This is a genomic window from [Flexibacter] sp. ATCC 35208, from assembly GCF_001975825.1.
Taxonomy (GTDB): domain Bacteria; phylum Bacteroidota; class Bacteroidia; order Chitinophagales; family Chitinophagaceae; genus Chitinophaga.
On record NZ_MTKN01000012.1, the window covers coordinates 21,375 to 34,085 of the forward strand.

Annotated in this window: 8 protein-coding genes; 2 read left to right on the forward strand and 6 right to left on the reverse strand. The window is 40.0% G+C overall.

What is annotated here, in order from left to right; translation table 11 throughout:
* Positions 1 to 8 precede the first annotated feature (8 nt).
* The 4 genes from BW716_RS09535 to BW716_RS09550 all read right to left on the reverse strand — a co-directional run bounded on the left by BW716_RS09535 (position 9) and on the right by BW716_RS09550 (position 9,389).
* Positions 9 to 914, reverse strand: a complete 906-nt coding sequence (locus BW716_RS09535) for an ankyrin repeat domain-containing protein (protein ID WP_083722310.1) — start codon at positions 912 to 914, stop codon at positions 9 to 11.
* The gene (locus BW716_RS09540) at positions 914 to 5,323 is read right to left on the reverse strand and encodes a DUF6443 domain-containing protein (RefSeq protein ID WP_083722311.1); all 4,410 of its coding nucleotides are present in this window, start codon (positions 5,321 to 5,323) and stop codon (positions 914 to 916) included. Before BW716_RS09540 ends, BW716_RS09535 begins: the two co-directional genes overlap by 1 nt.
* Positions 5,324 to 5,334: 11 nt before the next feature.
* Positions 5,335 to 8,589, reverse strand: a complete 3,255-nt coding sequence (locus tag BW716_RS09545; RefSeq protein ID WP_083722312.1) for a SpvB/TcaC N-terminal domain-containing protein — start codon at positions 8,587 to 8,589, stop codon at positions 5,335 to 5,337.
* A 458-nt stretch (positions 8,590 to 9,047) separates the two neighbouring features.
* Complete coding sequence (locus BW716_RS09550; RefSeq protein ID WP_083722313.1) at positions 9,048 to 9,389, reverse strand: helix-turn-helix domain-containing protein; 342 nt, start codon at positions 9,387 to 9,389, stop codon at positions 9,048 to 9,050.
* 79 nt (positions 9,390 to 9,468) lie between these two features.
* Here BW716_RS09550 and BW716_RS09555 point away from each other — a divergent pair, with 79 nt between their 5' ends.
* Positions 9,469 to 9,969: a VOC family protein gene (locus tag BW716_RS09555; protein WP_220388733.1), complete on the forward strand. Its 501-nt coding sequence runs from the start codon at positions 9,469 to 9,471 to the stop codon at positions 9,967 to 9,969.
* 121 nt (positions 9,970 to 10,090) lie between these two features.
* Here BW716_RS09555 and BW716_RS09560 read toward each other — a convergent pair whose 3' ends face one another.
* Both BW716_RS09560 and BW716_RS09565 read right to left on the reverse strand, forming a co-directional pair.
* Positions 10,091 to 10,738 carry a hypothetical protein gene (locus BW716_RS09560; RefSeq protein WP_083722314.1) on the reverse strand — a complete coding sequence of 216 codons (648 nt, stop codon included), beginning with the start codon at positions 10,736 to 10,738 and terminating at the stop codon, positions 10,091 to 10,093.
* Between the two features lie 56 nt (positions 10,739 to 10,794).
* The gene (locus tag BW716_RS09565; RefSeq protein WP_220388734.1) at positions 10,795 to 11,421 is read right to left on the reverse strand and encodes an RNA polymerase sigma factor; all 627 of its coding nucleotides are present in this window, start codon (positions 11,419 to 11,421) and stop codon (positions 10,795 to 10,797) included.
* Between the two features lie 114 nt (positions 11,422 to 11,535).
* Here BW716_RS09565 and BW716_RS09570 point away from each other — a divergent pair, with 114 nt between their 5' ends.
* Complete coding sequence (locus BW716_RS09570; RefSeq protein WP_083722315.1) at positions 11,536 to 12,708, forward strand: FecR family protein; 1,173 nt, start codon at positions 11,536 to 11,538, stop codon at positions 12,706 to 12,708.
* Positions 12,709 to 12,711 lie beyond the last annotated feature (3 nt).

The window sequence follows — 12,711 nt, forward strand, 5'->3', positions numbered from 1 at the left end:
CTTTTCGTTTAATACTTTTCTAAATATTCTTGCCAACTGTTGGGATAATTTTCTTGGGCCTTCTTTTTAATGTATTCGGGGATTGGTGTTGCTCTGTAATCAATACCCTTGCTCTTTAGAAAATCTACTATCTGCATTTTGTATTTATACTCGTCTGTATCAAAATCTAAAAACGCTTCTCTTAATACATCAACCAAATACATCGGCTTTCCTTTGTCGCTAGGGTCTTGATTTTCTACTGGTATAGAATAATCAGGTCTGTAAAAAATTGGACGTTTGTAATCCGCGCCATTTTGTAGCAAGTAATAAGATATTTCATATCTACTTACCATTATAGACTCACTTAATGCTGATTGACCATATTCATTTTGATAGTTTACATTGGCATCATTCTTTATAAGTAATTTAACCAAATCTAACTTACCCGTTTTAGCCGATTTCATCAAAGCACTCTTTACTTTATTTGGCTCGCTTTTGTCGGTTTGAATATCATTTGCATTAGCTCCATTTTGTAAAAGCATTTCAGCATACTCGATTTCATACTGTTTAAAAGAGCAAGCCTCTATAAGTGCAGAAGTACCTTCATAGGAATTATGTATATTCACATCTGCCTTTTGTTCTAATAAAATTTTAAAGGACTTCATTTGTTGATTACTAACTGTAAGCATCAAAAGCGTATTGCCATATTTTGGCTCTTGATAGTTTATTAGCTTGGAATCTTTTGAGACTATTTCATTTATCTTTTTTTCATTTTCATCCTGTACAGCTTTGGCTAATTCCCAAGCTGGAGTATTTTGAAAAAGTCGATAATCATCACCTGTTAAATCCGTTTTATCCACTGGCGTATCTCTGTTAATGTTTGAGCAAGAAAGCAACAAACAAGAGAATACTAATTGTATAATCATTGTTTTCATTATTTCTTATATTCATCAGGATTATTAACCCCAAAATTCTTTAATACGTTATCCATACTATGCCCATTATATATAGATGATGCGTCTGTTGGCATTAAATAATGACGGTTTCCATTTACATCTGGTAATGCAGTGTTATTTTCAAGATTATTCAAAGGGTCTGTAGCCATTATATAAGCATCAATTTTGCCCTCTGACTTAAATGGGGTTTTCCAAGTACCTTCTACAAATTTTGTTATGTCGCTTACTCCTGCAGCATTAAAGGTAATTGCTTTCCTATCTGTTACCAATGCATTTAAAGCTGCTTCTCCGCCACCTAATGAATGTCCAACGTATGTTAATTCAGTTGAGCCTAATTCACCTGAAATAGTTTTAGCATTATCAGCAGCCTTAGCATATTGCTTAGATAAGCCTAAAGGTTGTTTTACATCGGCACCTACATCTTTCCAACTTGCTTCTGTTCCTGCTGTCGCATAAGTATATTCGGTTACTTTTCCATTTACAACTCTTTCATACACTAATGATTTTAACCCTGTAGCACCGTTATTTAAATCTTTACCTGTTAATCCAAAATCTCTACTTGAAACTTGCCATCCTCCCGTTAATATACCATTCTTTTTATCTCCGTAAACGTGAGCCGCCATTCTTGCAGCTTCTGCTGGGGTCGGTTCTTGTCCGTCTGGGTCTATAAATCGTATTGGGTTATTATAAAATGCAGAGTAAGGCGACCACGATGGCATTTTTGATGCTTTGGGGTCAACAACCCACCATCTACCAAGCTGAGGATCCTGCATTCTGGCTCCATAGTCATAAAGCTCAAGTCCTGAATGGTCACTGAATTCTCCACTTTGCAATTCCTTTCCGTTATATTTCAGCTTGTTCTCTGGATATTTTGCTCCTTTGATGGCTGTGGAACTAATCCCCGCCATCGTCAACCCAAATGGATAATAATGCGTCTCCTCCAAAAGCGCTCCTTTATTATGTACTACAATCAAATTATCAAAATAAACGGGCTCATTACTCTCATTCAATGTATAAATATAAATAAATCCTGTCTTTTCTATCCGCATTGATTGCAACTCCAGCACATTAATTACGTTCGGACCGCCCTGAGGTTGCCGGATACCACTATTCCCACTCACCATATTAAACTGGTCATCAAACATCACATAATTCAAATATGCCTTCGGCTTATCTGAAGCATTATTATTCGCATCACTATTCTTCAATGCATTGTAAGTATCCTTTGTAAATTGCGACTGAATAGGGGAATTCGCACCTATACCAGCATGTACACCATCACTCACACCTGTACCGGTAAAAGCCTGTAATATCGCGGCAGCTAATTGTTCTGCAGTTGAATTACCTGTATTAGCTGCGGTACTATTATATGCAACCGTAGTACCAATCCGGATTGTATCACCTGCCATTACCCGCAATACAAGTGACGGACCTATCTTTTGACCAGTAGCACTTAATTTCGCTACATAATCATTCGGACTGGTAGTATTATCAGTTGGATAACCATTTGAAATACTTGTAATTGCTGTACGAGTGTTATCGATATTGCTGAATAAAGCATTTTCTTTACCACTGACCGCAGTCTCCATCGTTGCAGCGTAAATAGCCGTATCACGCTGAGTGCCCAGTACTACCCGTATATTTCCCAGGTGATCTTTCTCAAAATAATCATAAGTGTATTGAATCGCCTTGCCTGAATCATACACCGGACGGATCCGTCCTTCTTCATGAGCTATATGCTGCAAAGTATCCTGTTGGTATAAAAATCCTCCAACGTAATCACTTACAGTTGTTTTAACTGGTGAAACAGTACTATCAACGACTGTTTTCTTTAACTTAGTCCCAACCGCATCATATAGATATGTAATCATTCCTTTTCCAGGAATTAAGATCTTTTCAGGATGTGATAAATAGTTATAACTAATCGCGGTGATTCCCTTATTCAAGTCACTGATCTGGTTACCATTGCCATCATAAGCATAATCATTAACTGTAGCTGAATTAGAGCCATCATTGAAATCTCCTGATTTAGCTGAAATCGTATTACTGGTATCTGTAACTGACAGCAGCTTATTACTTCCTGACTGGTAAGTATATTTCAATCTGTCTATAGCACTTATTGTGGTCCCTATCAAACCCTGCTGCTTCATAGATCCAATATTCCCGTTCGCATCATATGTAAGATTGCTAACAGAAAAATCTATTGTCGTATTAGCCCACGCACCTGAAGTATTCTGTTTGAAATCAGCAGCTGTTAAACGGTTATTCAGATCATAAGAATACCCGAATGCCCTGGCCATACCATCACTCGCTCCCTTCCACTTTACACCGGCTATATTACCATTGTACTGGTTACGGGTAAACCCATAATCATAACTCAATTCCTCTCCAAAATAATTAGTCGTACTGGTCGTATTTACATATGCTTTATTGATGCCGTGCAACCAACCGCGAATATTATAGGTATAAGTAATTGTATCCAGCTGGGTAGAGGTACCTGTCACATTGAGCCTTTTACGCTGTAATCGTCCAAGTTCATCATACGTGTTAGCTGCAATAGTCTGATCCAGGGTCGTAACGTCGTTTACTCGCTTTATCACGCTTAGCAACCTTCCTCCTGCATCATATGAATTCATCGTTAACAGTGTAGTTTGCGGATTCAGTGAACTCTTCGAATTCGAATGACGAAGATAAGTGCTGAGAACTTTCCCATTAAAATCATACAGGCTTGTACTAATATCTTTTCCCCCTGTTTGATTTTCTCCTATTGTTTGTATAGTTCTCCCTTTATCATCATAATTTATCGTTGCTGTCAGCCATTGATCAGTACCCAGCACCCTCACTTTAGCTCCTGTTTTCAATCCTTGCGTCAATGAACTGGGACTGGAAGGTAAAGCTTCTGAATAGGGATTTGAACCTCCCTGAGGCTTGGAAACATCTGCTGATACATAGCCCAATGAACCGGTATAACTATAATTATCATAATAATTATATGTTAATGGAGTCAGACTACTGGCACTAATTGATGGCAACGCATTGGTGGCTGCAACGGTGGTCGTACCAGCATTACCAGTGGTGATTTCTGCCGTAATTTCAACTCCACTCGTGGATTCAAAACCAGGAATGATTGTTATGCTATTGCTTGCTGTATAAGATGTTGTTATTCCGTCATAACTATTTAATACCAGATCTGACTGAATAGGGAAACTATAAGATATGCCCTGACTACCAGATACCGAAGTATTCAAACTGGCCTGCAATGCTTCCCTTGTGGTAGTTGCTTTATAGATGGCAGTCATGGAAACACGGTTCAGATTATCATAAAAATTACCAAGCCACTGCTGGGGCGATGTAGCCCGTTGCACTGAATCCTGGGTAAAGGCTACTCTGTCACGCACATCATATACTGAATAGACAGCACCTGCTCCCGGTATTCTTTTAACCACTATCCGGTCACGGTCGTCAAACTGATATTGAAAACATAACTCATTCGCTATACTGGCAGTAACAGCCCAGCCATTGGCTATAACCGCATTGGTAGCAAGCGGAGGCATTACAAATACAAGGCGGCCCAGATCATCATAAATGTAATAGGTACAAAGCCACCCTTCATGAGAGCCATATACCGATGAGATCAATTTTTTGACAAGTATTACACGATTGCTTTTATCAGTAAATACAACTGTCTGCTGACCATTTTCATCAATATCAACATTTTTATGCAATGTTCCATGCGTATAAATTCCGCCACTGACAGGCAAACCTGTAGTAAAATTCCAAATTCTAACCTCATCACTGGCACTGTTGAGCAGATATTGTTTCTGAACCGGGTTAGCGGCCCAGCTATTTCCCGGAGCTGCTACCTTCAATATCCTGCTTAATGGAGACGCTTCATAAGTATTTTGACTATAATAAATACTTTCTCCAACGATTCCGGGGTTCAGTGTGCTGCTTTGATAAAAAGTCTTTTGACTATTGAATGGATCTGTTTTAAAGCTACCATCACTTGTATTACCACTTTGCTGTGCGTAAGGAAGATACTGATATTGTTCTCTGCCATATGGGTCATATAGTTGTGGCTGTACGATATCCTTTCCTGCAGGACTGGTTCCCTTTGATACAGTTTGTATAGTCCGGCCCAATCCATCAAGATATTCCGTACTCATCTTTACTTCCGTCACTGTGCGCGAAGAAGCACTAACAACCGCCGTATCTGAAGTCGGCATGGAAGGAGCCCAGGTACGTACATAATTAATTACACCTGATGAATACGCAGCTGGTACAGCGACCGGGGTTGCAGTTGGTCTTGTGGAAGTGGCCACTGGTATATTTTGGGCATACAATGCATGACCTATCAGCAAAGCCACCCCAATGAATATTTTTTTCATACGTAATCGGGTTATTGGGTGATAGGTTGTGCGAATTGATAATTCATCTGCTTGAGGATTTTACCATTCTGGTCTTTAATTACGATCAACCTTCCAAACAGATCATATTCATAATATGACGTTCTGCCAGCAGGGTCGGTTTCACTGGTGACACCTATCAGGGGTTTAAATGTGTAACTGCTCACAAGCACATTGGTCAGGCCGGTCCTCAACTTCTTTAATTCTGTCCTCAGCACATCATCACCCGAAGGATTTCTGATTACACTGGTACTTAACTGTGCAATCGCACTTGCATATGTAGTACCCGTAATCTTCGCTACTGGATAACAATTATTATATCCCCATATATATGCCTCTGTAACATCATTCACCTTATTTTGCTCAATTATATTTCCAACACTATCATACCTGCTAAAACTAATTTTCGCATCGTAATTCACATCCTTAATAATATTTCCGCTGCTGATATAAGCCGGAGTAAAAGATGCCTGTGCTGTTGCCCGCTTCAATGTAAATGCCGTGTCTATCTGCACCTGTATCCCTGCCATCGCCGGCACTGTCTTATACTTTATAAACTTCCCACCTAAAGTCGTCGTCACGCCACTTTTTATCTGCTGCATATACTGCTCAATCACTAAATTATGGATACTACTATCCTGCATTGTCTTAATTGCCGCCAACCCAGCACTCAATGTACCAGCAGGAATAGTATAATCAGTCGGATACTTCGTATACGTCCACACATCATCCCCCTTTGAATTCGTCGTATGTACACGCGTAGGTTGTATATGATCCATGTTATCATAGTAAGTATCTACTACGCTCACCAGGGAATCCGTCCCAGCATATTCCGTCGTTGTCGATTTGCTAAGCAGTGCTCCATCACTACGATAACTATAATAATTAGAACTAAAATGCTCCCAGGGATATCCTACATAATAAGTCCATTTCTCCCTATAAGCGGCCTTCCACGCCTGAACTTTCCCCTTCAGGAAAGTAGTATATACATTCTCCTGCTTTGTCAACAATTTCCCTGTGTTATCATAAGTATACTGTGCCTTTAGCATGCCCTTTTCAGGGTATACATTCGTAGATGGACCAAAGGGATAGCTATTTAAACCTGAAGAATTGTCACCTAAGGCATACACATATCTGATACTCCCATTCTGATTATCTGTTTCCAATACCTCTTTGTAAACCACACCACCACCGCTGGTTTCTATTTCATTATTAGCGGCAGAAGTCCTGTAAGTCATATCACAAGCCAACTCCTCATATGCACCGTTATTAGTGTTAGCACCAGGGGCTGGTTTCCATACAGTCATTTTATATTTATAAACCGGTTTATTGGTCAGATAACCTGATGACATAGATGTATTTCCAGACAGGTTGTAAGTATAGCTCTTAATGATATCATTAGCATGATTGATACCATCATAAGTTGTCATAGCCTTCAATCGAAGCCCGCCTCCCGTTGCAATCGCGGTCGTACCTGTAATTGCCTTGTATGTCAGATCAACAGCTACTTTTTCATAAGAAACCGTTGGCTCGGAATGCTCTGTCATCATCACAATATGATACTCCCCTGAATCAACAGGTATATACTGGGTACCACTTCCTATATTCGAAGTTGCACCAGTCTGCATATTCCGGAGGATAAGAGAATTAATATTACCTAAGGATGAGGTACGGGTTACAATAGCTTTTATATACTGGAAGTAAGGTATATTCACAATAATACTATCTATCTTATAATCAGGATAAGTCGTATTCCCATTCACACCCGTCGTCACTGACTTTGATGCTGTCAGTATCTGATAAACGGCATCATTCACCTCTATCGAATTGCTGTAATGACTATAAGTATTACTCTCATAAGTAAAGGTAGTACTGCCGCCTGTCGGATAAGTTATACTCTCTAATATATCTGCCTTTGTGTAGGTAAAATTAGGTTCCCTGTCGCCGCCAGAGGTAACACTATCAGAAGGTAACAGGGAGTAATTTTTTGCTCCATTATAATACCCCCAGTGGTCCTGTGAAAAGGAATTGATAGCCGGCAAATGCGTACTATTATAACTAAGTGTATAAGACCCAATCACATTATTATTAACATCTGCCTGACTCACCTTTGTCAACATCAGCCTTACAGGTGTGGTATAAGTAAACAGATATTTATTCAGATCTGTATATACATTATTAAATCCTGAAGAATAGGTGATATCACTCAATGCATAAAAAGGATCACTACTGGAATTAGTTACATCCGTCCTTACTGTATTATAATTGAAAGTGACTTTGCCTCCAGGAAAAGTAATAGTTTTCAAAGTCTGCTGTTGGCAGACACGGTTGTTGTAGCAGGTAGAAAGCGTAGGCGTAGCACCGGGACAACCCTGAATAGAAACACCAGAGACTAGCACGGAGGGAGAACTGGTTTCGGTTTGTGTAACTGATGGTGCCGGTAATCCCTTATCTAATTCATAGGTAAAGTCAATCGTCCGTTTACTTTTAGGCAGAATGATCTGTGTGAGGTACCAGGAAGATGGATAGATTTCATCAGAACCTCCGCAGGAGGAAACTGATATTGTCCAATCAGTGCTGCCAAAAATATACTGCGTACCATCAGGGGTCACCATTGTAAAGTACATATTGCCATCAATGAGCGGCATCCAGGTAATCTTTATATCCCTGTAAGGTAATAACACAATCTGTTGATTAGTATCTACTACAAATTTACCACTGATCCCTCCTACATTATAATTAAACTCATCGGGCTGCGTATCCAGCTGATTAGTCGCGGAGAAATTGAACGTCTGATAATTATCAGCACCCTCCATATCTCCGGAGGCTGTGATTATAATTCTCCTTCCTCCACTACCATTCACATATCCCACTCCTGTCTCATCAGGCAGTCCCCTCACCGTACGCGAAATAACACCACCCGCATTCAATGCCCATCCCAAACCCACATTCGATGCAATATCATTTACCCTATTTCCACCTGCATGGTAAGAAAGGCTCAATTCAGTATTAAATTCATTCCCAACACTAATCTTCCCCAAAGGAATTGATATCGAAGGCAATCCATTGAACAAATTCACAGGGACATCTCCGAATTTTCCCAGAGAGGCGGCATTCGGCGCCGGAGGGGCAACATTAAAAACGGTTGGGTTAAGGTCGCTCTGTTCCTGCGCCCAAAGCTTACCTGCAAGCAGTAGCAGCAGAACAGTACATAGATACCGACCTTGCTTAAAAGGAATGTATTTCATCGTTGAAGTTATAAGTATAGAGAAAGTTTCTCATTAGGTTTTGCTACCAAAAAATAGATTTGTTCTTAGAGACTATTGCGATTCCCGATTTTATGTATTGTTACAAACAATATGCTAAATAAAGAAGATATAAATCCATAGTTATTGGGTTAAAAATAATAAACAAGTACCTATTTACACCCCCCGGTGTATAATTTACGGCAAAATAATAAAATAGAACTGTATTTCAAATAAAAATTCTAATCATTTTTCAATCGGTAAATGATAGAGATTAGCGAAAATCCATTAAAGGGTATATCCAACCATCAACAGCAAATGAACTACTTATAGCAGATTGAGTTTTAGGAGACATTACTTTTAGATGATCCGATTTCAAGTTATCCCCCCATCGTCAAGCCAAATTGTCCCTCATCTCCTAGGTCATCAAGCGCATCAAACATATGCTAAATCACAAAGCACTACTTCCCTGTAATCTTTTTACGGTGGTTATTTCCCCAGTAAACCATCACGTCAACAACAGGTTTTAAGCTTTCACTATAAGCCGCCAGCGTATATTCAACAAGAACCGGCGAATCATCATAGACTGTCCTTATAATGAGCTGATTTGCTTCAAGGTCTTTGAGTTCCTTAGACAATACACGTGTAGTAATCGCAGGAATGGCACGCTGTATATCCCGAAACCTGGTTTTGCCATCGTACATCGTCATAAGGATGGGCAATTTCCATTTGCCACTAATAACATACAGCGTGTCCTGAACATACTTTATTTTATCCGTCATAGTCAGTGCTTTCGCCTTCATGTCTGGTATCCTTTAGGTTACTGGTATCATTTGTATACCAATTCAAAGGTAATTTTGTTGCACAATAAAATATCAGGAAATGAATAAAAAAATCAAGTTAATGATCGCGGCGGCAATATTTACAATAACAAGTATGGCGCAACAAAAACAAACAGGCATGGATACTACTGTGAATCTTGATCACGTTGGACTTTCTGTGGGCAACCTCGATAAAATGGAAGCCTGGTATAAAACCTGCTTCAACATGCGGGAAATTCAGCATTTGGAAATTGAAAGCATGCAAGTCAGAACTGTTTTGTTGCAAGCGCCTAACGGCTTTAAAGTTGAGCTGATTGAACTGAAAAACTCCACGCGGGAGCAACGCTTTACTGACCCATTAAATGCGGCCTCCGTTCAGGGTTATGGTCACATGGCGCTTATTGTAATAGACCTGCATACTGTTTTTAATGAGCTGATAAACAATGGGGCATTACAGGTCATTCCGCCATCACCCGCCGTTAAAAAGGGCGATACGTATGCTTATGTCAAGGATTTAGAAGGCAATCTGATAGAACTGATTCAAAATGGTCGCCAACTCTGATGTAACAGCTACCCGCAATGGGCAGCTACCCATCCAATCAGGTAATCTATAACAGGAGCAAGCTTCGTTGAATGGTTATAAGTTTCAGCGTGTATTTTTCCAGGGGATGAAGAAAGTCAACTTAAAAATAATACCCCACCTTCACAGAAGCTTCCGGATTTATTATTGGCAATGTAAAACTCTTATTGTCTACCGCTACGTTTTTATCCCCTGCTATCCGAAGACTTAAACTTCCCCATGGAGACAGGTACAAATGCTTATACAATGTAAAATTATAACCTAAGCTTCCATTCAGGAGAAAGTTATTAAATTTCGCCGTTTGCACCTTTGCATCTGTTTGAATAGTACTATTCCAGAAAACGGGTCCGGCTCCGATCCACCAGCCTTTCCAGTCCTTTTTCAGGAAACGGTCTACCAGTAGTGCATAGGCATGCACCTGGTGATTGGAAAAATCTTTTTCAGTTGACCAGTCAGGCTTTTTTACAAAAGCGGTCAACGCTCTTAGTCTCCAGACATCTTTCCCAATCCATGCTCCCCCAAAATAACCACCTGTAACATAGGGTAGGAAATCCAATTCCAGTCCAAACTTTATATAATCAGGTTTATTTTCTTGCGCCTGCGAATTCAGGCAAAGACAAAGTAACAGCCCCAGAAAGAAAAACTTCAGCATTTTGTTATTGATTGTTCCGATCCAAATGTAAAGCATTCCCAAACCAGAATGCCTGTCGACGGTCAGTGCCCAGGCTATTGCATGCCAGTTTGCAGCCATTCTTACTAAAAAAATTTACCGGTAGCACCTTCTTGATGCCCAGGTCGCCAACAATACTATCGGTTCAAACCTGTAAACAGGATTACCAGAATCACCTTGAGATGTTTAAGTGTATATTCCTTTAAGAATTGCATGGACTGCGTAATATGACTGTTGATGGTAGCAATGGAAACCCCCATTATTTTACTGGCTTCCCCGTAACTGCGCCCCTCAACCTTACACAATATAAATGCCCGCTTACGCTGGGGAGACAACTGGTCAATTGCCTCGTCGAGTAACCTTTTGAGCTCTCTCTCCTCCATTAGCTGCTCTACATTCATGTAATGCTGAGGACTTTGTAATAACAGGTTTTGAAGAAGATTGGAATCCGAGGCATTTTTCCGGAAATAATTATATACCAGGTTTTGAGCGACTGTATAAATGAAGGCCTTAAAAGATTTCTCCAGATCTATCTGCTGCCTGTTCTTCCAGATATTAATAAATACCTCCTGTAGCAACTCATCTGCGATATCTTTGTCTTTTACCAACCGCAAAATTCTCAACCAAATGGGCTTACTATAAGCTTGATACAGTGCATTAAAAGCCGGTTCAGCATCATTTCTGAGCTGAATGAGTAACTCTTCCTGATATTTTATATCTATAATTTCCAAAGTATCTATGGACAATAGACAAACATAAAACATATTAATTTATATTTCATTAAAATTTGTCTTTCACTAATTCTTCTGTAGCCCGATTTTTTTTCAGCATCATTCATTGCTTTTTAATTATGCCGTTTATTAATAAAAAAACATTCAATGGAATCTTCATTACATGAGATTTTCTGGAAATATGTCAATGATGATTGTACTGAAGAAGAGATAGGTATTCTACTGGACCACTTCAAGATTCCCGCGGAAGAACGCCCTCTTAAGGAATTGATTATTAAAGAAATACAAAGAGAAGACATACCACTTTACCAACCGCCAGATACAGATATCCGGCTGCAAAAAGTGTACGATCATATTGAACTCTTTATCAAAAAGGAGGCTAAGCATACATTGGGCTTTTATAAATCGTGGCCGTTTAAAGCCGCTGCCGCAGTTCTGGTGATTATAGCCGCAGGCACGTTCTGGCTGATACGGAAGGAAAATCTGCCAAAACAACAACCTGGCGCGCTTGCACAAATAGTACCCGGAACTGACCAAGCAATCCTGACTACAGGAAATGGACAGACGATCATGCTGAACAACACCAACCATGTTGACGTTGCACTGGCAGGTGGAGGAAGCATAAAAAAACTGCCAAACGGACAAATCGTATACGACCTTCCGGCCAATGCCCGGGGTAGCAAAAGAAGAGAACGCAATACGGTAAGGACACCCTCAGGTGGCCAGTGGCAGATATTGCTTCCAGACCAGACACATGTGTGGTTAAATGCCTCCTCTTCTATTACCTACGAATTGCCTTTCGCTGGCAGCGACCGGAAAATTGAGCTTTCAGGGGAAGCGTATTTTGAAGTCAGCAAAAACAGCGAACACCCTTTAAAGATCACCTGCCGGAACCAGGAAGTAATGGTATTAGGTACCTCCTTTAATATTATGGCCTATCCTGATGCACCGGCAGTAAAGACAACATTGGTAAAAGGCGCTGTAGTTGTATCAAGCGGACAACAGCGGGTACAACTGGCCCCGGGAGATCAGTCCAGCAACAGGGATAACCTGATCCAGGTAAAGCACGGGATAGATACTGAGGAAGCCGTATCCTGGAAAGATGGTTACTTTAAATTTAACGGCAAGCTACAGGAAATAATGCAGGATATCGCCAGGTGGTATGATATCAGAATTGTATATAAAAATACCAGGTCTAATGAAATTTTTGAAGGTGAAATTTTAAGGAGCAGAAGCCTGGAAGATGTATTAAATATTATAGAAAAATCGGGGAAAGTACATTTTATTCTTAAAGAAAGAACAGTAACAGTAGAAGACTAATAC

Bases quoted from the DNA above. Each gene is read 5' to 3' on its own strand.
- BW716_RS09535 (WP_083722310.1), bottom strand. From the start codon at position 914: ATGAAAACAATGATTATACAATTAGTATTCTCTTGTTTGTTGCTTTCT.
- BW716_RS09540 (WP_083722311.1), bottom strand. From the start codon at position 5,323: ATGAAAAAAATATTCATTGGGGTGGCTTTGCTGATAGGTCATGCATTG.
- BW716_RS09545 (WP_083722312.1), bottom strand. From the start codon at position 8,589: ATGAAATACATTCCTTTTAAGCAAGGTCGGTATCTATGTACTGTTCTG.
- BW716_RS09550 (WP_083722313.1), bottom strand. From the start codon at position 9,389: ATGAAGGCGAAAGCACTGACTATGACGGATAAAATAAAGTATGTTCAG.
- BW716_RS09555 (WP_220388733.1), top strand. From the start codon at position 9,469: ATGAATAAAAAAATCAAGTTAATGATCGCGGCGGCAATATTTACAATA.
- BW716_RS09560 (WP_083722314.1), bottom strand. From the start codon at position 10,738: ATGGCTGCAAACTGGCATGCAATAGCCTGGGCACTGACCGTCGACAGG.
- BW716_RS09565 (WP_220388734.1), bottom strand. From the start codon at position 11,421: ATGTTTTATGTTTGTCTATTGTCCATAGATACTTTGGAAATTATAGAT.
- BW716_RS09570 (WP_083722315.1), top strand. From the start codon at position 11,536: ATGGAATCTTCATTACATGAGATTTTCTGGAAATATGTCAATGATGAT.